Source organism: Acidianus sp. HS-5 (assembly GCF_021655615.1).
Taxonomy (GTDB): Archaea; Thermoproteota; Thermoprotei_A; order Sulfolobales; family Sulfolobaceae; genus Acidianus.
The window spans coordinates 2,179,214-2,204,291 of sequence record NZ_AP025245.1; the positions used below are offsets into that span (position 1 = coordinate 2,179,214).

At 34.8% G+C, this 25,078-nt stretch carries 20 protein-coding genes and 2 tRNA genes; 9 read left to right on the plus strand and 13 right to left on the minus strand.

The window, feature by feature from the left end:
• Complete coding sequence (locus HS5_RS12060) at positions 1-420, minus strand: GNAT family N-acetyltransferase (protein WP_236751618.1); 420 nt, start codon at positions 418-420, stop codon at positions 1-3.
• 157 nt (positions 421-577) lie between these two features.
• Complete coding sequence (locus tag HS5_RS12065; protein WP_236751619.1) at positions 578-1,708, minus strand: MFS transporter; 1,131 nt, start codon at positions 1,706-1,708, stop codon at positions 578-580.
• 81 nt (positions 1,709-1,789) lie between these two features.
• On the opposite strand from HS5_RS12065, the gene HS5_RS12070 reads away from it, so the two are divergent.
• A tRNA-Gly gene (locus HS5_RS12070) sits at positions 1,790-1,864 on the plus strand.
• 5 nt (positions 1,865-1,869) lie between these two features.
• Here HS5_RS12070 and HS5_RS12075 read toward each other — a convergent pair.
• A complete protein-coding gene (locus tag HS5_RS12075; protein WP_236751620.1) occupies positions 1,870-2,373 on the minus strand; it encodes a hypothetical protein in 504 nt (167 codons plus the stop codon).
• An 86-nt stretch (positions 2,374-2,459) separates the two neighbouring features.
• Between HS5_RS12075 and HS5_RS12080 the strand changes: the two genes are divergently transcribed.
• A complete protein-coding gene (locus HS5_RS12080) occupies positions 2,460-2,927 on the plus strand; it encodes a zinc ribbon domain-containing protein (RefSeq protein ID WP_236751621.1) in 468 nt (155 codons plus the stop codon).
• Positions 2,928-3,733: 806 nt separating this feature from the next.
• On the plus strand, positions 3,734-4,963 hold the full coding sequence (locus HS5_RS12085) for an FAD/NAD(P)-binding oxidoreductase (protein WP_236751622.1): 1,230 nt from the start codon (positions 3,734-3,736) through the stop codon (positions 4,961-4,963).
• Positions 4,964-4,973: 10 nt separating this feature from the next.
• On the opposite strand, the gene HS5_RS12090 is transcribed toward HS5_RS12085, so the two are convergent.
• Positions 4,974-5,216 carry a hypothetical protein gene (locus HS5_RS12090; RefSeq protein ID WP_236751623.1) on the minus strand — a complete coding sequence of 81 codons (243 nt, stop codon included), beginning with the start codon at positions 5,214-5,216 and terminating at the stop codon, positions 4,974-4,976.
• Positions 5,217-5,292: 76 nt separating this feature from the next.
• Here HS5_RS12090 and HS5_RS12095 point away from each other — a divergent pair, with 76 nt between their 5' ends.
• Positions 5,293-6,732, plus strand: coding sequence for a hypothetical protein (locus HS5_RS12095; protein WP_236751624.1), 1,440 nt, complete (start codon positions 5,293-5,295; stop codon positions 6,730-6,732).
• Between the two features lie 164 nt (positions 6,733-6,896).
• Here HS5_RS12095 and HS5_RS12100 read toward each other — a convergent pair whose 3' ends face one another.
• Genes HS5_RS12100 through HS5_RS12110 form a run of 3 tightly spaced genes read right to left on the minus strand, consistent with a single transcriptional unit; the run spans position 6,897 to position 9,237 of the window.
• A complete protein-coding gene (locus HS5_RS12100; RefSeq protein WP_236751625.1) occupies positions 6,897-7,382 on the minus strand; it encodes a hypothetical protein in 486 nt (161 codons plus the stop codon).
• A 1-nt stretch (position 7,383) separates the two neighbouring features.
• Positions 7,384-9,015 (minus strand): hypothetical protein, encoded by a 1,632-nt coding sequence (locus HS5_RS12105; RefSeq protein ID WP_236751626.1) that lies wholly within the window; start codon positions 9,013-9,015, stop codon positions 7,384-7,386.
• Between the two features lie 24 nt (positions 9,016-9,039).
• Entirely contained in the window at positions 9,040-9,237 is a 198-nt protein-coding gene (locus HS5_RS12110) for a hypothetical protein (RefSeq protein WP_236751627.1), read from the minus strand.
• 213 nt (positions 9,238-9,450) lie between these two features.
• On the opposite strand from HS5_RS12110, the gene slaA reads away from it, so the two are divergent.
• Both slaA and HS5_RS12120 read left to right on the plus strand, forming a co-directional pair.
• Positions 9,451-13,578, plus strand: coding sequence for an S-layer protein SlaA (slaA, locus tag HS5_RS12115; protein ID WP_236751628.1), 4,128 nt, complete (start codon positions 9,451-9,453; stop codon positions 13,576-13,578).
• A 41-nt stretch (positions 13,579-13,619) separates the two neighbouring features.
• Positions 13,620-15,185 (plus strand): carboxypeptidase regulatory-like domain-containing protein, encoded by a 1,566-nt coding sequence (locus HS5_RS12120; RefSeq protein ID WP_236751629.1) that lies wholly within the window; start codon positions 13,620-13,622, stop codon positions 15,183-15,185.
• A 247-nt stretch (positions 15,186-15,432) separates the two neighbouring features.
• Here HS5_RS12120 and HS5_RS12125 read toward each other — a convergent pair whose 3' ends face one another.
• The gene (locus HS5_RS12125) at positions 15,433-15,570 is read right to left on the minus strand and encodes a hypothetical protein (protein WP_236751630.1); all 138 of its coding nucleotides are present in this window, start codon (positions 15,568-15,570) and stop codon (positions 15,433-15,435) included.
• 324 nt (positions 15,571-15,894) lie between these two features.
• On the opposite strand from HS5_RS12125, the gene HS5_RS12130 reads away from it, so the two are divergent.
• Positions 15,895-15,970: transfer RNA gene (locus tag HS5_RS12130), tRNA-Gly, on the plus strand.
• A 505-nt stretch (positions 15,971-16,475) separates the two neighbouring features.
• Here the strand turns inward: HS5_RS12130 and HS5_RS12135 are convergent.
• Genes HS5_RS12135 through HS5_RS12150 form a run of 4 tightly spaced genes read right to left on the minus strand, consistent with a single transcriptional unit; the run spans position 16,476 to position 19,894 of the window.
• On the minus strand, positions 16,476-17,222 hold the full coding sequence (locus HS5_RS12135; protein WP_236751631.1) for an ion channel: 747 nt from the start codon (positions 17,220-17,222) through the stop codon (positions 16,476-16,478).
• Between the two features lie 32 nt (positions 17,223-17,254).
• Entirely contained in the window at positions 17,255-18,022 is a 768-nt protein-coding gene (locus HS5_RS12140) for an ABC transporter permease (RefSeq protein ID WP_236751632.1), read from the minus strand.
• Positions 18,019-18,984, minus strand: coding sequence for an ATP-binding cassette domain-containing protein (locus tag HS5_RS12145; protein WP_236751633.1), 966 nt, complete (start codon positions 18,982-18,984; stop codon positions 18,019-18,021). The genes HS5_RS12140 and HS5_RS12145 overlap by 4 nt, the downstream gene beginning before the upstream one ends.
• A gap of 37 nt (positions 18,985-19,021) precedes the next feature.
• Positions 19,022-19,894, minus strand: a complete 873-nt coding sequence (locus tag HS5_RS12150; RefSeq protein WP_236751634.1) for a hypothetical protein — start codon at positions 19,892-19,894, stop codon at positions 19,022-19,024.
• A 163-nt stretch (positions 19,895-20,057) separates the two neighbouring features.
• Here HS5_RS12150 and HS5_RS12155 point away from each other — a divergent pair, with 163 nt between their 5' ends.
• Both HS5_RS12155 and HS5_RS12160 read left to right on the plus strand, forming a co-directional pair.
• A complete protein-coding gene (locus HS5_RS12155) occupies positions 20,058-21,341 on the plus strand; it encodes a TrpB-like pyridoxal phosphate-dependent enzyme (protein ID WP_236751635.1) in 1,284 nt (427 codons plus the stop codon).
• 245 nt (positions 21,342-21,586) lie between these two features.
• Complete coding sequence (locus HS5_RS12160; RefSeq protein ID WP_236751636.1) at positions 21,587-22,912, plus strand: PQQ-binding-like beta-propeller repeat protein; 1,326 nt, start codon at positions 21,587-21,589, stop codon at positions 22,910-22,912.
• Here HS5_RS12160 and treY read toward each other — a convergent pair.
• Entirely contained in the window at positions 22,897-25,077 is a 2,181-nt protein-coding gene (gene treY, locus HS5_RS12165; protein ID WP_236751637.1) for a malto-oligosyltrehalose synthase, read from the minus strand. The genes HS5_RS12160 and treY overlap by 16 nt on opposite strands.
• Position 25,078 lies beyond the last annotated feature (1 nt).

Sequence of the window (25,078 nt, forward strand, 5' to 3'; positions counted from 1 at the left end):
TTAATAATAGACCTTTTCTATAGCATAATTCTCAACTTCTTTCTCCATTAATGTGAGTAATCCCCACTCTTTATCGATTTTCTTATATATTTCTTTGTATCCCATTTTTTTGTAAAATCCTACTGCGGTATCTAAGGCCTCAAGTTTTACTGTTTTCTTACCTTTATTTTTAGCTAAATCTTCTGCAAAGCCAAGAAGTCTACTACCAACTTTTTCTGCATTAATTAAAATATTTCTGGCTAGCATATCCACTAGTAAGCTTTCGTTCTCTTCAATAATATCTATAACCCCTGCAATATTTCCATCAACATCTAGAACATAAACTAAGTCTCCCTGCAATTTCCAGAGATAATAATCTTTAAGAGTATATTTATCCATTCTATGATCTCCACTCTTGAAAGGCTTCTCTACGTCAGTCATTCTTATTTCACGTAAGCCCCGTAAGGGGGCATTAACGCGATTTTCCTAGAAGTTTCCTTTTTGAAGAGAATTTATTTGACTTAAATAAGGATTTTTCGCGCATATTTTTAGTTCCCTTTTCTATTTTACCTTATCTAAAGAGGGGTTAATAAGAGTATCATTCCTTAATTTTCAATAAAAATAAGTAAATGAATGAGGAGATTATTATTATAAAACCAGCAAGAGTCCAAAGTAAATTAAATCCTATGGATGTTATAATTATTGAGGCAATTAAAGGAGCAAGAATACCGCTGCTTTGCCAGAAGAAATTCGCAAATCCCGAAACACTACCTGCATTTTTCCTATCTATTGTGGAAACTGCACTAGAATTTGCAGGAGTTATTATAAATCTAACAAAACCCATGACACTCGTTACTAGGAATATCTGAATTAAAGATAAATAATATGATAAATTTAGTGTAAGAAAACCGTAAATTCCTTCAAAAAGTGTTAAGGAATTCTTTATTCCTATTTTCCTTATTATATATCCAGAAATTATAGTAGAAGGAATTCCAGTTAAGGCTAACATTGAATACGCAAATCCCGCAAGATAAGCGTTCAACCCTAAAGTAAGAAAGTATTTATATGCATAAAGTGTTATTATCCAATAAGAGAGGAAGAAAAGAAATCCAGACAAACTAACTATTATGACACTTCTATTTTTTGCTACGATAAAGAGGGACTTTCTTTCAATTTTAGAATTTTTAATGCGCATGGGTAAATAAGATAGAGCTGCAAGTAAAGACATTACCGAAATTAAATAATAAGGAAATCTCCAACTAAAGTGAATGCTAAAATATGGTAGAATTACTCCAGATAATACAATAGACAAAGGCCAAGCAAGACTGTAATATCCTATAGCAATAGGTAATTCTCTTCCAGAAAATTTGCAAGACAGAATCCTTATAGTAGTAGGATAAATCCAGCCAGCAAATAATCCCATCAAAATGCTCGCAAGATATTCAAAAGTAATTGAGTTAGCATAACCTGAAAGGAAAGAAGCTAAAGATAATCCAAGTAATGATACTAAAGAAGTCATCTTTGAGTAACTGTTTGCAATAAAGCCAGAAGGAATTTGAACTATAACATAACCAATAAAAAAGAGGGAAAATATAATTCCATCCTGCAGTTCTGTAGGTTTAAGTGAAGAATAAACTGAAACTATACTCCATGCAATTCTAGAAAAATAACTAAGGAAGAAGGAAAATGATGTGATAAAGATTACTACTATTGCTCCCCTTTCTTTCATAAAAAGAATATTTAAAACGGGTTTTTAACTGTACATTAGGGAAGAAAAAGCATATAAAAATGTTAATGTAAAATATTAATTGCGGTCGTCGTCTAGCCTGGATAGGACGGCAGCCTCCCAAGCTGTTGATCCCGGGTTCAAATCCCGGCGGCCGCATACATTTAATCTATAACATAGTAACCTATTCTGTAAAATTGACAGTCTACTTTCATTATTATCCACAATTCCGTATAATATCCGGGTTTAATACAGACCATCTCAAGGTTTCCCGTATTAGCTTTGTAACCTTTTAAAATGCCGTTATATACGATGCAATTACTTAGGCCCAGCACTTCAGCGTTTATCTCTGAAGGTGCTGTAGAATTTATTAACGCAAAGCATGCGGGTTCAATTTCTGAAGCTGACTTTACATAACAAGGCTTTATGAAGAATGATACCAAAATTAAGCGTCCGTCTTTGTCGTTATAATTGCATATTATTACTGGAACTTGGTTACCTACAGGGGAGCCAGAAGTTACTCTGACCCCTGCAGAGTAATACTGAGCGTCTTGCAGTGCTATGGTCTTTGCTGAATATATTGCACCATAAGATGCAAAAAGCGAGAAAAGCACTATCCCTATAATAATCGTTGCACCAACTAGTATGAAGGATGATATAGACTCCATAGCGTATTTTTAACAATAAAAATAAGGAGGCATAACTGAAACTAATTTTTAGAAGATTTATTAAATCAGTAAATGCAGATTATTATATGCAAAAGCTCTATACCGGAAGGTACGTAAACCTTCAAGCATTAGCCCAAGAGATTAATAGTATATTATTACAAGAAGGTTGGGAATCAACAGTACAACCAATGATGATGGGAAATCCGCAGTACCAAGATTATATGATTAGAGGGTTGAAAAAAGGTCATCTTCATCATGCAGAAGAATTAATAGTTAGACTTACAGGGAGTCCATCAGAATTTAGGATAGTAATTGAAGAGGAGCACATAGGTCCTTTAGGTAGAGAATTAATAGACAGGAGGTTATTAAAACAAGTAGACAAGGAAATAAGTGATGGTCTATTTGATTTACCAATGCAGCAACAGTCAATGCAACCAATGGCGCAACCTGCAGTTACTCAACCTACAGCACAACAAGTAAGATGCCCCCAGTGCGGTTATTTAAATCCAGCAGGAGCTAAATTCTGCCTAAATTGTGGAGCAAGATTAGCTTAATTTTTCACTCTTAATTTCTTTTTGATACAAATTGTAGTGAGACTTTTATAAAATATAGATTTGGATATTCCAAAAATATGTGAACAAGGAACACAGTTAGAGGCTAATTATTTACAATAAGTAGAAAAAGAAAAGATTATAAAAATACTTAGAAAAAAATCTTCCACTTTACTCTTGAGTATGGAGATAGTGCCGTCACTAAGCTACAAATTATGTTACTAAACTTAATTAGGCCAAAAAAATACAAGCTATTTCACGTTTTCCTGCTGTAATTTATCTTAATGGGGATTCAAAGGGGCGGAAGACCCTCCCGTGACGGTAGATCCAAAATCATTTTACAAATATAAATCCAGCATTAAGTTTCATATTTTTTCTTCATAAGTAAAAGAATATACTTCATTAATATTTATAGTAAAAAGTATTAGGAATAATGTATCAAATAGTTGTCATAAATAAAACGTTTTCATTATTTCTAATATTACGGTAATATTCCTCAGTTTACCTTGTAGAAATATAAAAGATCTAACGCTTAGAAATTTCTAAAAATTTTCATAAAATCAACTATCCAATTACATTAAATTCTCATAGCCTATTATTAGCCGATAGAAATTATTTTCACAATTAGATTTTGGGTCTACTGTGAACGGCGAATTTTTCCGTCCCTTATCTCCATTTTTATAAACTGAAAGATGTTTGTGCAAAATTTTAGAGTGTTAATTTCATACATATTTTTAGATAAATTGAGAAATATAAATTTACATAAAAAAGGTTTTTTTATTATCAAACATATAGTTTCGTTGACAAAAATGACTAAAGTATTAATCTTAGGAGGAAGATTCGGAGCATTGACACCAGCGTACACTTTAAAAAGACTAGTAGGAAGTAAAGCAGAAATAAAGCTAATAAACGAGAGCAGATACAGCTGGTTAAGATTAGACTTACCTCACGTTTCAATAGGAGTAAAAGACGTTGACGAGTTCAAGTTAGATTTAGCTCAAGCATTGCCCGAAAAAGGTATAGAATTTCAAGAAGGAAAAGTAATTAAAATAGATGCAAAGAATAACGAGATTACATATAAAAAACCAGATGGCTCAATAGAGGAGGAAGAATATGATTACGTAATTGTGGGAATAGGAGCACATTTAGGTACTGAACTAATTAAAGGCTGGGATAAATACGGTTACAGTGTATGCGAACCAGAGTTTGCTTTGAAGCTAAGGGATAGGCTAGAAACTTTTCAAGGAGGAAACATAACAATAGGTTCAGGATACTTCTATCAAGGTCATAATCCGAGGCCTAAAGTTCCAGAAAATTTAGCTCCATTCTCAGATGCTGCTTGCGAAGGACCAGTTTTTGAAATGTCATTAATGCTCCACGGATATTTCAAGAAAAGGGGAATGTTAGATAAGGTTAAGATGACAGTGTATTCGCCTGGTGAGTATTTATCAGATTTATCCTCAGATGCTAGAAAAGCAGTAGGAGAAATGTACAAAGAGCTTGGAATTACTTTAATCCAAAAATTTAGAGTAAGGGAAATTACAGAGCATGAAATAATTGATGAAAATGGCAATAAATTGCCTTCAGACCTTTCACTAATTTTACCTCCCTATACTGGAAATCCTGCATTAAAGAATTCAACCCCTGACTTAGTAGACGACGGCGGATTCATTCCAACAGACTTAAACATGGTATCAATTAAATACGATAACGTTTATGCTTCAGGAGACTCGAATGCAATGACGGTTCCCAAATTAGCTTATTTAGCTGTAAAGACTGGGAGGATTGCTGCGCAGCACTTAGCTAATAGGTTAGGAGTTCCTACAAAGGTTGATAAGTACGATCCTGCAGTAGTTTGCATTGCAGATAATCCTTTAGAAGGCTACGGCGTTGCAGTAAGCGATAATACGATGTACAAGGGAACTCACTCCACTGCAGTTCCTTCTCCAACGAATTCTCTAAAGAAGGAGTTATTCGTTAAATACTTCATGTGGAGTAAAGGAGACTTAGCGTTAGAAAAATACTTCGGTGAATGGTAGCTATTCCTTTTTATTTCATCTTATTCTTTAGTATAAGTATACTTTTTGTAATTCCGAATATTACTATCATTATTGAAAGAATTACTATCATCGAAAGGTTAAGAAAAAATCCTTGAATTGAGTAATCTGGGAGAGTAAAAAGGAAATACATAAATTGGTAGATCCACGGTATTCCTATTAGCCTTGAAAATATTGACAGTAAGAATAGAACGGCAATTGAAGTACGTTTATTTAAACTTAATATTAACTTCACGCTATATGTTTTGACTATACTAAATTAAAGATTACTTTCATCCTCCACACCATTCTTAAAAAATCGAAAGAACTATATGAAAGGTTTATCAGCAGTAATTGGTATGGTGTTCCTGCTCATTGTAATGGTGTCAGTCCTAGTCCCTTTAGCAATGCTAACGAACTCAACAGCTTCAAAGGAAGAAGAAAACATTAACGCAGTACAACCGATGCAGAATGAGGCTGAAGAGCAAATAACCGAAGTTAATGAGAAAAATTCACCCGTGGGTTTCTACTACTGTAATACGACTGGGACGGTGTTGCTGGTTTTCTATTCTTCACCCCTTGTGTCCATTAACGTTTCTTATTTCCTAGGTTATGACGGGGGTGACGTCAAAATTATAGACCCGCAGCCGGAAGAGACCACGTGGGACAGTCACCAAGCTCTAGAGTACCAAGTAGGGGAATTTGAAAAGCTAGCAATGGTCACGACGCTGGGTAACATAATTTATGCGTATCCAATGAGAAATTGTGACCTGGGCAATAACCTAGATAACGCAAACGGAACTGCACAAATAATATACAACGACATATATTACGATACGTGCGTTCTAAGCCATAACGGTTGCGTTAATTATACAATAAATTCCATAATACCAGTGAATCAACCAGTTAAGTATATCACGGAAAATATTACAATAGAATACTTATATGAGACTTATAGTGACACCTGTGTTCGTTGGTATGTCTATTATTACAGCGAGGCTGAACAGAATTTTGTAGCATATTATTACAAAGCGTCCCTTGTGCACTGGTGTTGTTTTGGGTGCGAACATGCAAAGGTAGTATGGAAGCCTGCTAGTTACCCTGGAAAAGTAGTGAACTTAACGACTTTCGGGACAATCAGAATAACACCACCTCACCCTGCTTGTGTATTTGCGGATCTTTATAATGTACCCGCTATATGGGCTACGAATTACTATGATAACATGACAATTTTCTTCCAAAACGGAGACGTGGAGCATGTAATAATGACTGGGCCTGCAGTAAAAGCGTGTTCAGTCACCTCAAGCCCGTTAATTAAGACGATGACTGGGAAATCAGGCGACGTTGCGTTAATTAATGGCTTATATCCAAGAAATGTTAGTTGGTGTGTAGTGAAGGACGTTTTCCATATACATAGAAATTGTGTTTGGTACTGCTGTATCTTAAATTATAGTTTAACATCTATAATATGCTTTAGAAAGGACGTGGACATTAATTGGGTATTTGCAGAGGTATACGTACCAGTCCCATGTACGATATATAACCACATTTGCACAAACTTGGAAGGAAACAAGTTTGAGATAATATACAATATTTCAAACTTCTATATAGGGTACAATCTGCTGCACGAACCCTCAGAAGCAATTACCACTATTTACATACACGTCAACTGCATACTTTACGACGGAGGGGTCTTCATACTAGAATTAAAAACATGTCATATCGGTAACTGCGGAGTACGTAACAATATATTTGAGGTAAAAAATATCTAAATTTCATACGATAATTTTTTATTTAATGGTGAATTCTGAAGTTACTGGATTAGGCTATCCTAAAGATAAGGCATTGAGGTAATAACATTTTCATAGTCTTTAAAATTACTAGTTAGGATAGGTGTTGATATGCAAACTTTGAAGACACCATTAAGACGAGAAATTCACTGGGCAGATATACTTTCAATTATGTTCCTTATAATATCGATACCGTTTGAAAAGTTACTATTAACGCTTGAGAGCAGTATCACAAAGTTACCCTTTTCTACAACTATAGTATATCCGTTATTAAAAAAGAAATTTTCCTCCTCGTTAACTCCATTTATATATTTATCATTTGTGTAATTAGAAGATTTTATGCCAGAAATCAGATGATTAAATAGTGCATTAGCTACCTTAACGGAAGATATATTATATACAACTATAGAAATATTTGAATTCTTTCCTACATAGAACGCATTGTATTCTGAATAATAGACCGTATAATTCAGTATTGTCCCATATCCTGAGGTGTTAGTTTCGTCCTTAAGTACATATCCTTGAAAATTTTTAGGGAACATAACGGGTGTTGGATGATAATTTAAGTAAAATGTTACTGCTACTACTCCTAGTATTATAGCTACTGCCAAAGCTATTATCTTATACTTCATATTATCGATAACCCTTGGCCTGAAATAAAATTTTTCGTATTTTAAATCTAGTGAAGACTATCCCGACGATAATGATTATAAAGGAAACGAGATTAGCTGCCATTAAATAATCGTTTACTATAGGTTCACTATTAACTGCAATTCCCTCGCCGTTATGCATAGGGATAATCATTATTGAAGAATTTCCACCAGAGGTGTTCCAAAACCTATCAAAAGGATACTCGACATAAGCCATGCTAGAATTTCCTTTAACTATAATTTTACAAGGGCTAACTGAAATATTTAGGTAACCGTCATTGGAAAACGCTGTGGACACAAACTCTTCGTCCTCATACACTTTATAATTTCCAGAAGTGTAAACTAAAACTAACCCTTTCTCGTCAATAGGTTCCGTGGTAATTACGTACTTTACCCCTTGTGATGCTAGATACGACGCGTTAAGAGTAGGAATAAATTTTATATTATCAAAAAGGCTAGAAATGTAATTATCTCTTTCCATATATAGAGGAAAACCTATGTAAAAGAATTCATCGCCATGACTGTAAACATACTTTTCAACATTATATATACACTCGTTGACGGAATAATCCTTTGCATTGAAAGTAAAAATTGAATAAACAGTATAATGCATACCCCCGTTTGCTATGTAAGGATAATTTGATATGCTTAACAAGACTGCGACTAACAACAAATACTTCCAATTCCTTAGATAAGAAAGCGAAATTATCACTAACCCATTTATAAACAGTATAAACTTAGTCTGAAAAGTAGTTAAGGTAAGAATAATCGCATTAAGCAAAGGAAGGTTCACAGGGTGCAGGAAAAGGAAAGACCACAGCGTTAAAATTATGAAGGAAGTTGACAAAACTGAGAAAATGATTTTCCTCTTCTTTTCCCTTAAAGCTAAGAGAAAGTAAATAACTAAATATAATGAAATATACCCCATTTCATAATACATCAGCTCTAGATAACCGGAGATTAAGGAATAAGTAGACAACGAAGGGACGACAGTCAAATAAATTAAAACCTCATAATTAACCTCGGTCAAAAAGCCCAGGGCGAGAGAAAGTAAAGCATATAGAATGAATTTCTTTTTATCCCTAGATATAAAAATAAATGGTAAAAGGAATATTGCAGAAAATATGAAACCCTCAAAGTACACAAAGTTATCCAAAGCAACTGCCCCGGCTAAAAGGAACATACTACCTGGATTAGGGTTAAGGGCAAGGTCCTTCCCAGTCTTGAACACTATAGGTAACAGAGCATAGGCAAAAAGTATCCCCGGCGCGTCTCCTGATAGAAAAATAAAGACAGTCCCAGGGTTCAACATATATAGAAAAGAGAGTAACCAGTTCTTCCAATCTTCTTTAATTCCAGAAAAATAATAGAAAGACAGCGTACCAACAATAAAAGGCAAAACCGTGAATACCTTCTCAGGAGAATTCCACCACAAGCCATTGATTGCGTTAATTACGTACCCCTCAAGAAAAGGCGGAGAATAAAAGAAAGATACAATTTTTTCAGGAGAAGGTTCAGTATCTACCAAGGAGAACGCAGTAGTGTAGAAAAGAGACCTAAAAATTATAAGGTAAAAAGACGTAACTATTGGGATAGCTATTAATCTCCTCATCATAAACCAAAGTTGAAATTACACTTATTAACTTTTTACCGAGACGGCCTTAAGGACAATTCCTATAGTAAATAGGAGGAATGCAAAAAAATAGTATTCAAAACCCGTGTAAAACCCGTCGACCGCAAAAGCACCCAGCCAAACACCTAGCATTAGGAAAATACTAAACCCAAGGATAATGTTAGAGACGAAGGATAACTTGTTTTTTCTATCCTTTTTTCTCACACTACTTAAATAGTATTATCTCTTTTAAGCCTATCCGCAACATAATACTCAAGGAATTTTAAGTTTAAAAGAAAATTATTGAGAGTAAAAATTGATAAAATAACGGTCTGAATACCTTTTGAGTTCCCTGGAGTTTCCAGAGGGATTGTATACACTTGTAGTCGTATACTTTATATTTTATAACTTATTAGGTGACTGTCAGTGAAAAAGTAAATGGATTCGGAAAAAGTCTGGTTAAAGGGCGCATCCCTTGTTATTTTAGCTCTATTAATGGGAGAACTATTCATCTTTGTACCAACTACAACATTAGCTGCATCAAGCCAAGCTCCATCAATGAATTCAAACGTCGATGAAATATTTCCAGGACAAGTAGTATTAATAGAAGTCACATGCCCGAATCATCCTAATGACACAGCGTTTATTGCAAATAACTTACACCTTTATGTTGGGACTACTCCAGTAAAGGTTTGTCCTAAACAAGTATATGATTTAGAAGAGGGAGACATATACTATATCTTCCTAACAGCGACGCCAACTTGTGCTCCAAAAACATTGCCCGTAGCTTGCGGTAAATCCGTTAAGGCAGGGTACTGCTCTGCAGAAAATTATGAAGCAACGGTAATCTCATCCACTGGCACATTCTATAATGAATATTTAATATATAGCAGTAGTGTAGGTAATTATATATATGATTTACCTACTACATTATATCATCTGATATATAATAACGAGAGCAAGACCGTGGAGTGTGTAGTCCCGATTAATTTATACACAGCAGAGAAAAGTATAATTACCACTTGCGCTAAAATAACTGCAACGTTCTCACCACCAGGAGTAACTCCAATAACTATAAGCCTTGAGAACTTATTAGATTCAAGTAATTCATACTCTCCAACCTTACAGTTATGTCCAAACGCGGCTCACTTCTATAAAGAAGTAGGATACTTGCCATTCAACTCAACAATTCCTGTAATATTTACAGATCAAGTATACCAAGCTGACCCATTCCAGAGCTGCACATTCATAAACGCTACTACCGGTAAATGCGCTTATGTAAATCAAAAAGTATGCTATCCATCGATATTAAGTGGAGAATACGTCTCTACGAAGATATTCACTAACGAAGAGTACGCATATTCTGATCAAGTATATGGCGTCCCAGTATATAATGGTACATTCATAATGAACACTACAGTGGTCGCTACCTATCAATGTAAAAATTATGAGGCCTGTTTAACTTCAGGGCATTATACGCCAGCCTATGTAACTGGTGCACAGTTCAAATATGATACTGTTGGCACTCAAGAAGTAAAACCAGATACTCCCGTAAAAATAACCTTCGAAGACGCATTTGAGTATACTACATGCTTACAAAATGTAACCAGCTTCAGTTTAATTAATGTACAATCGTTCTCATTATCTATATCTTCTCAGGGTACTCTAACAGTTGACGCGCCCGACAATGTGACAAATTTGGGCGTCTCTGGAGCTATCAATGTGGTTGTTGCATTAGTATGTAAGACTAGTGGTTTAGTGGTAACAACTGGGTCAGCTGATATACCAGAAGTTGCAGCAGGATGTCCATACTTTACTGCAAAAGTAGAGGTTAAATACTCTGCAACACCTAAAATAACGTTCTATTCTTGCTACGATTTAATCGTTGTATGTGTTACGCCATCTCAATATTCAACTACAGAATTAAGAATTAATGCCACAAACGATATAGGAGCGTCATATTATATAGAGAGCAGTGAGATTCCAGTTAATAGCAGCGGTATAGGAACAATAACTGTACAAACTTCAACTTTAAGTGATTACTCTCCATCAGTACAACAAGTATCTAATACGACTGATACCTACACGTTTGTGTGGAACGAACCTAACCTAGCGTTTGGAGTTCCAACAACTCTTACAATGTCTGGATACAATGTTGAATATAATGGAATAGTAATAGCTAATGCTAATGTTACTGTAATATTACCTAATGGTAAAATATGTCACTTCTGCTTATCCAAATTAGGTATAACTTCGCTAACGTCACCAACAGGTAACGGAACATTCTTTATAACTGTACTGAAGACTGAACTTGAAAACGCATTGGGCTTGAAATATATACCGGCGGGAACTAAAATAACACTAAATATATATGATGACATAGTATTGCAGCAGCTATCAGCAACTTACGAGTTGCAAGTAATAGTTCCAACGATATACCTGTGCGCACCAACAAGCCATGGCTTCTCTTCAGTAACTGCATATATACCTAACTTAGAGGGCAGCTCCTACAAGCACTACATAAACATAGAAGTACATGATCAAGCATATGCCTCACAATCACCTACAAGCGTATTAACTGCGGCACCAGAATTAATAGTGGAAAACAGTTCGGGAATTAAATTATATTCGATTACAATGACTTTAACGGAAACTGCATCAGATTCTGGATACTTTAATGGTACATTTACATATTATATCAATAATAATGGATACTTGGTAATTAATGGAGTACCGACGACCGTTAAAGCATGTAAATTAATAGATGGAATGTTCGTAGTAGAGTATACGTCTCCAGCTACTGATCAAGTAGTAAATGGTACAATAACATTAACCATAGCTCAAGTAACATTAAGTACTAATACTACTACAGCTATGAGTGGACAACCAGTAGCAGTAACGCTTAATGCCCCTGGTTTGAAGCCAGCTCCAAATTACATGAACATGAAGTTATCTCCAATACCATTTACTGCTATGGCACTACTATGGAATGGTTACTCAACTACATTAACTAACGTAATGGAGATGGCATATTTAGTTCAAGTAAGCTCAAACAGCACAATGTTTACTGGAACAGTATATTTAGGTAACCAAGTAATAACAAACAGTACATCTGAGGGAATTACCAATTTAGCAGCGAATGGTTATACTGTAGCTCCACAAACCACTGTATACTTCAATTTTACTAATCAAATAAGCAGGTTCTCTACATCAAGCGGAATAGTATCCTCATATCATCAAGTATCAGTAGGTGTAAACGATATAAATTCAACGTTTAACTTAGGCATATATAACGTTCATATAGTAAATATACCTCCAGCAGGTCCATTTGAGAAGTTAGAGATTCAAATATCCTCTCCGTTATTCCAGTACTTAGAGCATCCAGCTCCAGGATCATTTAGCTTAACTAGCAATAATTATGAAAATATAGTAGGAGAAGCATTATCTATATTGCAGGCTCAAGTATCTGGACAGACATTGACAAGTACTGACATAATGGCCATAGCATCTACTGTGACAGCTAACTATTCAGTAAGTCCTGTTCCAACATATACTATATACGTACCAATGGCATTGTGGGACGGATTACCTAATTCCTATACGAAAGGTTCCTTAAACGTTAATTTAACTGACAATGTAGTCTTAAGTGGTAATCTGTTAGCATTCCATGAAATAACTGTTCCAGTACCTAGTGAACCGGGTATAACTGCAATATCTTCGGGATATGCAACATTAAGTATCAAGCCAAACATCTCAAGTATACCAATAGGAATAATGCAGCCAATAATATCTCTAATGTATAATGGAGAAAACGTAACAGAGAATCCAGCATTGGCTTTACCATTCGTCAATACGTCAACTGGAATATTAGTGACAGTATCCGTATATTCACCATCAACTGCTACCGAGTTCACATCATTCACAGTAAACGTGTATAACCCTGCTACCGGAGTAAAGACTACCTTAACTTTAGCTGAACAAGTAATATCTGGAGTATATACTGGTAACTATACGGGAGAATTAAGGATAGTACCTGTACAGTATTATTCATTCTATGCAGGACAGCCAGGAGTAGTATCAGTAGCGCCTGGAACAGTAAATAACATATCAACGACTGCATCAGCAATTATAGGGGCTGGATTTGTAAATGGCGTATATCATTCATTCACTGTGTCAGCAAGCAGTTACTTCTTCGTAGGCAAGATAGTATTAAAGCCAGTAGTGACTGGATTTACAGCAATATACACTACAACAGGAAAGCCAGTATCATTGTCTGATCTAACAGCTGGACAGACATATGAGTTGTTCTTCAACTTAACTAATGAAGGAACAGTAACTACTACTGTATATGCAGTAGTCGAGATTACAGTGAATACTACGACAGTACTTCAGCCGGAGATATTCGTAGAATCAATAACTCCAGGGCAGACGGTAACATTCGGACCAGAATGGACACCAGCAATGCCAGGAATGTATAATATTACAATATTGTTATTCAGTAATCCACAATTAACAATACCATATGTGCCTGGTAAATATGTCTATACTGCAACAGTTTCAAGTTAAAGATAAGTTTTTTATTTCCTTTTATTAAATGGTGATTGGGTATGATGTCTCATAAATATTTAATTCCTATATTAGCAATATTTGTATTGTTTACGGTTTCGTCAATAAACTTACTTGCAGCAGACTCTGTAATAACAGTTACTACAGCGCCAATTTATCATCCGGGTCAGACAGTGGTTGTAGAAGGGACTGCTCCTCCTAATGTAGAAGTTGGAATTTCAGTGTATAATCCAAATGGGGTTGATGTATATAGTACTATAGTAAATAGCACATCATCTGGTGAGTATTCTGCCGTATTATTTACTTTCCCAAGTGCTGCCAATAGTCAGTATCCATATGGAACATATGCAATAAAGGTTGGTACAAACACTGGCTTTACTAATGAGACAACTTTTGAATTTGAGCCTCAGTTAGCTACTGTAGTTGTTCAAGTATTTAATTCTCAAAATATACCAATTCAAGGAGCTAAAGTATCTGCTGTAGGAACTCCATATTTTGCTATTACTAACTCTACTGGTGAGGCAGTATTGATGTTACCAAGCGGAACGTATACTATACAAGTAGTACCTCCATCTCCTTATGTTACTACTCAAAAAACTATTACGGTAGTAGCACCAAAGTCATATACGCTTAAGTTTACTGTAGAAGTTCAAGAAGTTGCAGTTGATATAACAAAAGTATTAGGCTATAATTCCACTCATGCAACAATAGTTGATATATTAAGTCCGGCTCAGAACATTAATATTGATACTCTAGGTAATAGTATTTTAATAATATGTGCAATTGTAACCTATGCGGGCATTCCAGTTAGTAATGCTACCGTAACTGCTACATTTGATGGCGCTTCTTATCCTGGAAAATATAACGCAACTGTAGGAGCTTACGAAATAATGATTACAATTCCAAACATGCAGTTTGAGGGCAATTTAATAATTAACGCAACCTATACTAATCCTTCTGGAACATTTACTGCAACTGAAGAAGAATTTTTGACCGTTCAATATAATCAGGAACAAGAGATATTGAATCTGACTAAAGAAGTAAATTCGTTAAAAGTTGAGTTATCTACACTGGAGATGTACTTGTCTGGTAACATAAGCTACTTTAAGGGTCAAATATCTACACTGGAGATGTACTTGTCTGGTAATGTTACGAAGCTTGATGGTGAGTTATCTACACTAGAGATGTACTTGTCAGGAAACGTCAGCTACTTAAATGGTAAAATATCTAATCTAGAGATGTACTTATCTGGTAACATAAGCTACTTCAAGACTGAGTTATCTACACTGGAGATGTACTTGTCTGGTAACATAAGCTACTTTAACAGTAAAATATCTACCTTGGAAGGTAATTTATCTGCTGATAGTACAAAAATATCTAATCTAGAGGCATACTTGTCTGGTAATGTTACGAAGCTTGATGGTGAGTTATCTACATTGGAAACGTACTTGTCTAATAACATAACTTACTTCAAGGGCCAAATAAGCGATTTAAACAGTAAAGTATCTTCTATGACAACGATTGAATACGGAAGTTTGGTTCTTGCTATAATCGGTCTAATAATTGCTATAGTAGCATTGGTACTCGTATTTAGGAAAGTAGCATAAAGATAATTAATTTTTTTCTTTTGTTCTTCAGTTATTTTTGTTAATTAGTAGGCGTCTATACTAAGTGTTATATATTAATATAGTGGTGCGGAAGTTTAAGTTGAAACTTTATATTTTTATTCTCTTTGATATAAGATGTGTTTGAAAAGGAAATTTCATAAATATTATATTATAAAATTTACTATATTTTATACAAGCATGCTATGAGATTCAGGTAGTAATATCTAACTTGAAATCTCTTTAACTCTTATCTGAGTTCTAAGTAATCCAATGCTTCATCTTCATAAAATTCTTCTATAGCATAACTCTCAAGTAATCCTTTTATAACTATCTCAAGTACAAGGATTTTATACTTCTTAACAAGGTCCTCTATAATGTTCTTCATGACAGGATTAATCCCCTCTTATCTCTTATTTTGTGCATTCTAAACTTTGGAATAATTTATACTTAGTTAGCCATGAAGGTTAAGGGTAAATCATGAAGCAACACATAAGAATCATATGTTCAAACAATGTTATTATACATACTACATTACTTTGTCTTTTTAGGTCTAATTAAGAATATTACTTATGAAGCTATATGAATCTTGGTCTTTAAGATTTGATGAAGTATAACATGTTTATCAGTTGTATTAATTGACTTCAACATTCCTTGTAAGAGACTAGATAGGATAGAAAACTATAAATCTGAAGAAAAAAAGTTATATTATGCGGTCGTAGTCTAGCATGGATTAGGACGCCGCCCTGCCACGGCGGAGGTCCCGGGTTCAAATCCCGGCGGCCGCATACATAGCTTTATACTTCTTTTATATAGCATAACATAGGAGATTAAATTGAAGACAATATATGAGATTTTACAAAAGTCTGAAAGCCTCGCCTTTTACGGTAGACCCAAAATCTAATTGTGAAAAATAATTCTTGTTAGCCTATTTGTTGCATTATTCTTAATACTCTTTACCATAAGTATGATGACGTATATTCCTTTATTTATGAAGGAGTTTTTATTTATTTAATGAGAACTTAGCTAACCTCTTCTTATACTAGAAGCTAGACCCTTTGAGGATCAAACATAATACTTCTTGAGTTATTGAAGTATTTAATAAAGTGTCCAGCTATAGGAAAGCGAATAAGGATACAAGACATATATCTTCAACGAGTCGCATACAAATAAGAGTTTAAATAAAAGTTAAAAATGAATAAAGATCAACATAAAAGAAAAATATGAGACTTCATGCTGAATTTATATTTGTGAAATGATTTTGAGTCTAGTGCTATGAGGTTGGAGAGGAAGTTATTTTAGAGATGAGAATAATTCTTGAGCCACCTGTTTGCTTGGGTTTACGATCTTTATATCCTTTATTTTTCTTACGCTTTCCAATCTTTTTTCTAAATCTTCGTTATGAACTATTGCAATGATATTTGAATCTTTTGCTAGTTCAGTCAATATTAGTATAACATATAGCATATCGGATGTGTTTTGCATATCTATTATAATAGTCTTTACTTTCTCAGGATGGAATTTTCTAATCTCTTCCTCAGAAATTATGTTTATTGCGTATGTTTTTATTCCTTTTTCTGAAAGTCTCTCAGCTTCTGTTTTATCTGAGATGAGTAAGATATATCTTATTTTCTCTTTTTCAAAGTTTTCTGCCAACGATAAGTTAACCCCTCCGCTGCCTATTAATAAGACTTTGACTTTGTTCATTTCTTCTTCAATTTTTTCTAATCTTCCTGTTAGATCTAGTATTCTTTTACTAGCTATATCTCCCGAAATACTTGTTAATGCAGTTAAGAATGCCCCCATGCCGAATACTATTAGAACCACAACAAAAATTTTAGCTATCGGTGTAATAGGCACAATATCCCCATAACCTACCGTTGAGAGCGTTACTACAGTGAAATATATTGAATTCACAAGGTCCATGGATTGATTAAAATTGTGCCCGAAATGGCCTAAAATATATGATCCTGTAACGCCAAATATTACTACTCCTCCTAAGAGTATAAGCGAAGCTATAGATCTTACGGATAAAAACATATAATATACTTTTCATCTTAAGTAAAAATATCTTATTCAGACTGCATGTATTTATTGGTTAAATAACTTCCTATTGCTAGCATTATTAATCCAAAAATTGCTAGATAACCTAAGTAAGCCCAGTTAGGATCTCCTGAGAGCAGGGCTTCTCTTCCTAATTCTGCTGAGTAAGTAATTGGATTTACGTCGCTTATTGCTGAAAGCCAAGATGGGAAGAAAGCTTTGGGAAAGAGGGCAGTACTGGAGAACATTAAAGGCAAATTGAGTAAGTTTGCAATAACGCCAGGAGCTTGCCAGTCTGCGGTCCTTATTGTGAACATAGCGTAAAGTGAAGAGAATCCCATACCTAGAAAAGTTAACGCTAAGATTATTCCTATTATATTTATCACGTTAATGTTTAGTGAAACTCCCATTGCTACTGCAGTACCTATTAAGATAGGCACTTGTAGTAATCCCCTAGTTATTCCTCCGAAGACTTTTGCCAGGAAAACGTAGTATTTGGGAACCGGAGTTATGAATACTCTCTTCATGTAACCGAACCTTTTATCTTGTATTAAGCTCATTGAGGAGAACATCCCTACGAAAAGCATTGATACTGACAGTTCTCCAGGGAGGATAAATGCGATGTAGTTTGTAGTGTGGAAGAAGGAAATTAGGACTTCCTTAGGCATTCCTGAGAGAGAACTTCCGAAAAAGATTAGCCACATTACTGGCTGTGAGATTATCATTATCCACATGTAAATACTTCTATAAATTCTCTTAACTTCCCTCATGTATAGTGCTTCTAAACCTTCTATCATCTTCTCGCCCTCCTTAACATTGCGTAGAATTTCCTAGCGTCAAACTCTTCTTCCTCTAAGCTTCCTCCGGTTAAGTTTAAGAATACCGTATCTAGGGACGACTTGTTTATCTTAATTGATTTTATATTGCTTTGCCCTACGACGTTTATTACCTTCAGCAATACTTCTTCAGCATTGCCTACTTTGATCGCAATTTTTCCGTCGTTTCTTATTACTTTTCCAATGCTTTCTAAGTCAGAGATTACTCCGTCTTTCTTTTCTTTTAATTCAATTTCAATAACATCTCCTCCATATCTTTCTTTTAGCTCTTCAGGAGTTCCCTTTGCAATGATTTTTCCTCTATTAATTATACTTATTCTCCTACAAAGCATGTCTGCCTCCTCCATGTAATGTGTAGTTAGGAGTATTGTAACTTCATAGTCCTTGTTTATTTGCCTAATCAAATTCCAGAGGGAAGCCCTAGTGTTTACGTCTAAACCTATAGTTGGCTCGTCCATGAATATTATTTCCGGCGAATGGAGTAACGCCATAGATACTTCTAACTTTTTCCTCATTCCGGTGGAGAACTTTCCTGCCTTCCTGTTTTTGAATTCTTTAATTCCGAAATAATCGAGCAATTGGTTTGCTCTTTCTTGCCAGTCTTTAACTCCTAGGAGTTTGGCTTGAATTTCCAAGTTTTCCCAAGCTGTTAACTCGTCGTCTAAGATTACTTCTGAAGAAATCCAGCCTATTCTCTTTTTTACTTCTCCAGGTTTCTTCTTTACTGAAATTCCTGCAATTATTGCGTCGCCTTCAGTTATTGGGATTAATCCTGTTAGCATTTTTATAGTAGTAGTCTTTCCTGCACCGTTTGGTCCTAAAAGTCCGTAAATCTCTCCTTTCTCTATTTCAAAGTTTATGTGGTCTACTGCGAGGAAGTCTCCGTACTTTTTAGTAAGATCTTTCGCAATGACTACACTCATAAAAATAGATTATAAAAAGAAAGATATATCTTTATCCTCAGAATTTCCTTATTAGGATTATTCCTGCTGCAATTAAAGCTATTATTCCTGCTGGAATTAGGAATTCCTCAGGTTTAATTTCTGTTTGGCCATTATTAGCTGAATTATTAGTAGTTGGAGCATCCATGCCATGAGTGGTTACACTGTCTAGCTTAATGTTAGTATTCTTTAATATTACGCATAAAGTAGTATTTCCTTTGGAGTAAATATTCATGAAGTTACTGATTGTAATGTTCTTGTAACTTTCTCCAGTCAAGTATAGCTTGTAAAATATTCCCTTCTGGAACGTTAATATATTTCCTTCCATTGTTGAGGAGTATGCTGTATTAAAATACTTATTATGTCCTTCAGCTGCTAGGCTTAAGAAAGCTTTGAAAGAGTCCAAAGTGTAAGTCTTATTATTAAATACTGTTTTTTCAGTCCCGTTAGGTTGATAATTTACCTTGTAATTAATAGTTATGTTGAATACTTTTAATTCTTTGCTTATATTTAATGTAATGTTCAATAATCTACTTATGTTGAATATTGTTATTTCCTTAACTAATGGGAATTTTGTAGTAAAATTGAAGGTGTGGTGAATTGTCATATTGTTCACTGACATCATGAAGGGTGAAGAAGAATTAGTATAAATATACCCTGTTATTGTTATTGTATTATTATATTTGTTTTCGCTTATTTTTGTTGAAGTTATGTTTAAGTTTATTACAGATTCTTTGCATGAACTAGTTAAATATTTCCCTGAATAGTGGGAATGATAGGTTATTGTGTAGTCTATGAAATACGTGTTAGTTGTTGATGCGATTAAGACTGATGACATTAGGAGGGAAGAAATTAAAACTAGTGTTGTTAGTCCAGCTATTATTTTACTCATAATTTGAATTATCTACCACGTATTAAAATACCTTTTTACAAAAGTTTTTATCCTTTCTACTCAAAAATTGTCAAATTAACGCTTTAAATTCATTTTTACGTTTTTATTAGACTTAGTATGTAGCTAAAAAAGATATAAAAGTAACCTTTGCTCTTTATTAATTATGATCGTTAGATACGATCTCCCGCAGGACAAAATACCAACAACTTGGTATAATATTTTACCAGATTTACCGGAATCGTTACCTCCACCAAAGGACGAAACAGGAAAAGCTTTTGAAGTTCTAAAGGAAGCTTTACCTTCAAAGGTCCTTGAAATAGAATTTTCACAGGAAAGATATATAAAAATTCCTGATGAGGTTCTTGAAAGATACTTGCAAATAGGAAGACCAACTCCTATAATAAGGGCTAGAAAACTTGAGGAATACTTCGGTAATGTTGTAAAAATTTACATGAAGATGGAGAGCCATACATATAGTGGATCTCATAAGATTAACAGCGCTTTAGCCCACGTTTATTACGCAACATTGGATAACGCAAAATTTGTTTCGACAGAAACCGGAGCGGGTCAATGGGGAGCAGCGGTTGCTTTAGCTGCGGCATTATTCCACGTTAAGGCTCACGTCTTCATGGTTAGGACAAGCTATTTTGCAAAGCCTTATAGGAGGTATTTAATGCAGATGTATGGTGCTGATGTTCATCCTTCTCCTTCAGAGTTTACTCCTTATGGTAGGGAAGTTCTTCAGAAGGATTCCAACAATCCTGGATCTCTGGGAATAGCTATTACTGAGGCAGTAAGATATGCACTTGAAAATGGAGGAAAATATGTCGTTGGAAGTGTAGTAAACTCCGATATTCTGTTTAAGACTATTGCAGGACAGGAGGCAAAAGTCCAAATGGAGATGATAGGTGAGGATCCAGATTACATTATAGGAGTAGTAGGTGGTGGGTCTAATTACTCTGCATTAGCTTTTCCATTCTTAGGTGAAGAGTTGCGTTCAGGAAAAGTGAGGAGAAAATACATTGCCTCAGGATCTTTGGAAGTCCCTAAGATGACCAAAGGGGTTTACAAGTATGATTATCCAGATACCGGAAGAGTGTTACCGGAATTGAAAATGTATACAATAGGTTCTGATTTCATTCCACCGCCAGTTTACGCTGGAGGACTAAGGTATCACGCTGTTGCACCTACACTATCTCTTTTGATGAGTAAAGGAATAGTTGAAGCCAGAGATTACGATCAAGAAACTGCGTTTACTTGGGCTAAGTTGTTCTCTCAAATAGAGGGATGGGTTCCAGCACCAGAAACTAGCCACGCTTTACCGATAATTAAGGAGATTGCAGATGATGCGAAGAAAACTGGAGAGAAGAAGACCATACTGCTTAGTTTTTCTGGCCATGGATTGTTAGATTTAGCTAACTTTGCTGAAGTTCTAGGTTTTAAGTAATTTTTTTACTAAATTTTTATTTATTCTAACATAAGATTTTATAGAATAGACATAGCAAAATACCCAATTGTACTTAGTGGATTGGTTCAATTTTTATCCACGCATATGTGAAACTTATTTTCATACTAATATAGATTTTAGGATTTAATGAAAACTTATGGGCTTAACAACTAAGAATCGAAGTACCCCCCCATAAAGCAATCCAATTGAAAATCTTTATAAACTCTACATAGTCTATATAGACAATGAATAGAGGAAGGGTTACTAGTATAATAATTATATCAACTTTTTTATTGTTATTAATCATCATATCTTCATTATTGTTAATATCTACTCATAATAACAATTCACATAAGATTACGCCTCAAACTCTTACAGTTTATAAAGAATCTTCTCTCCTCCCTTATGATGGTAATACAACAGTTTTTGAAGGAGTTCCTTCTCACTTTTATGTAATTCCAGTAAAGACTGGTTTCTTTATCCTTAATATCACTACAGCAATTGTAGTTCCTCCTTCTGTATATCACTGTTTATTGTTAGTAACAACTTCAGGTCCCATGAATTTAGCTTCAAGACAGCTCTGTAGTTGTCAAGGGTGTGTGTACGCAATAAACATAACTAATGGTGAGGTAGTCTGGTTTAATAGGCTTAATAATCAAATTATGACTCAACCTATAGTAGTTAATTGCATAGTAATAGTAGGGCTTGGTAATAACGTCTTTCAAAATTGTCACGTAAGGGGTACTGGATATAATGCTATAATTGCATTAAATGCTACTGACGGAAAAGTCCTATGGGAATATAAAACGTTAGGAGAAGATATGCCAACTCCTGTTTTCTATAACGGTAAAATTATTGAAGCTAACGGTAACGGGCAGGTATTTGCACTAAACTTAAGTGGAGGAGTTTGTTGGTCTGATAATATAACTTCCTATGTTAGTATGTCCTCTCCTCTGCTGGTTGATGGTATAGTTTATTTCGGCAGCGCAAATCCTTACATTTTCTGGGCTGTTAATGCTTCAAACGGGAATATATTATGGTATGTTAACTTTTCTTCAACTCATACTTCTTTAGGAGGACTGGATGACGCTTCTCCAGCTTACTGTAAAGGGATAGTAGTAAGCGCTTATACTATAAAGAGTTGCACTACAATTCAAGAAGTCTTGTTTGCAGTAAATGCTACTACTGGCAAAATTCTGTGGTGTATAAATGAAGGATATGCAGGAGTTCCGCCTAATTTAGAATCTCCTCCACCACTCATATACGATGGAGTGGTTTATCACGATTCACCAGTAGGTTTACTTTATGCTGTTAACTTAGCAACTGGAAAAGTTCTTTGGACTTTCCATACTGGTTTCACTGTTGATAATCCAGAGATATACGAGGGCAATGTAATTATACAGAACGCTAGTGGATACCTCTTCGTTATATCTTCTCAAGGTTCTCTACTTAAAGGTTTACAAACTCCAGTAATGCCTGGAGCAGGAAACATGCTCATAACTTGTAATTCCTTGATATTAGTAGGCGTTAACGGTATAATAGATGCATTACCCCTTTACTGTTTGACGTAAACACCAAAAGGTAGCTCATTTTTTCTAATTACCTCCTCGTGCATTGATGAGTCAATCAAGTTTACGAATTTTCCTTTTATTTTTACTTCGAAATCTTCAAAAGGGTAAAAGGTTATTATTGTGATTAATCCGTTTCTTTCAAATCCACATCCATTTACTTTCAGCGGATGATAACCATTAAATAGATCTTTCCTTTCTTTTCTTAAGTTCAATAACTTCCAAGTAACGTATAGTTTAAGCTTGTGAAACTTCTCTTCCTTAAATAGTTTTATAGGATCTTCAGCTTTGATCTCTTTCAACATATCCTTTATTTTTTCAAAATTTACTTTCTTTCTATTATCAGGGTCAACCATTAGGTAAGTTAAAGTTTCATTACCTTGGTAGATGTTGGGCAAGCCTGGAGAAGTTAACTTTAGAATTATTTGCTCTATCGAATATATACTGCCTATATTATTTATCTTTTTAAGGAATGGAGTAAAAGAAGAGAGAAATTCCTCATCCTTTATTGCATTCTTCACAAAATCTATTACTGCATTATCATATTCTTGGTTGGCATTTAACCATGAAGTATTAATCTTCTCTTCTCTTATTGCTTTAATCATGTAATTTACTAACCTTTCCTCATATTCCTTAGAATATCCATTCCAAGTGCCTAGTAAAGTCTGGTAAAATCTGTATTCATCATTCCTAGTAGGGAATCCATTAACCTTGTACTTCTCATTTATCTTACTCCATTCATTTACAGCATTTCTCCATTCCTCAGGAAAATTGCTCAATGCATTTAACCTTGCCCTTACGTCTTCGCTGAACTTAGTATCGTGTGTTGACGTATCTGTCATAGTATTTGGCCAGAAGAGTTCCCTTTCTATGTTTCTTGAGTGGAATTCCTCGCAAGAAATACCGAACTTTAGATCGCTACCAACTTCATTCAGAGAGATCAATACGTTATATCTGTAAAAGAGAGTGTCTTCATAGCCTTTTGCCATTATCGGGTCTTCAAGTTGTTGTAAGACCATCATCGCTTTCCTTTCATTAACTAAGTCAAGTATGTCGTTATCTGTGCACTCCTTTATTTCCTCAATATCTTCCCAATCTACTTCGTCCTCGGTAATGTAAGTTCTATAAACGTTAAGACATGACAGGAATTTTACCAAGCTATCCTTGATGTCTTTCCCAGTAATTTCCTTAATTTTTCTAGATATTCTGTTAACATCACCATAAAAGAGCTGATTTATAACGTCAATCTTTGCTTTTACTTTTTCTTTATTTAAGTTCACTTTCTGTCCTATGAATTCCTCGTAAATTTCTTTAAACTTCTCCTCGTTTTTTGCATTAACAAATACTAAGTTAACATCTCTCATAAAATCGTATCCAGTAGTTCCGTCTATCTTCCAATTTCTCAATTTTTCGCTAGGAGAGAGTATTTTCTCTACGATAATGTATTTATCTCTCATTCTCTCTCTAAGTTCCTCAAGGTATCTTTTAGGGTTAAGTAAACCGTCTATGTGGTCTATCCTGAGCCCATCAATACAGTCTTTTAGTTCGAAAATCTTCTCGTGATATTCATTGAAAACTTCTTCATCTTCCTGTCTTATTCCTATTAATCCGTTTACATCAAAAAATCTCCTATAATTTATTTTATCGAATTTCTTCCAATAAACCAACTCATATCTTTGTTTTTTCAAAAGTTCTTCGAGGTCTTTTCCTTCTCCTTCTAGCGGTAATTTTAACTCCTGATAATCTAGGAATCTCTCTCCGTTCTCTTCCACAATTTTCACTTTCTCAAGGCTTTTTTCCCCAAGTATTGGTAGAATTATTTTATCCCCTTCAAAGTCGAAGAATTTTCTATACTTCGAGTTGGGATTCTTTAGGAAGTCTAGTAAGTAAGGATTTTCTAAAGCCATGTGGTTTGGAACTATGTCAACTATTATCTTCATTCCTCTCTTTCTCGCCTCTTTGCAGAGTTCCTTAAACTTCTCTTCTCCTCCTAGATCTTCGCTTACCTTCTTGAAGTCGTAAACGTCATAGCCGTGGGTACTTCCTTTCCTTGCCTGGAGTATCGGAGATAAGTACAACCATTCTACTCCTAAGTCTTGAAGATAATCTAGAATGGAGATAAGGTCGGAGAAGTTGAAATGTTTATTTAACTGAATCCTGTAGCTCAAG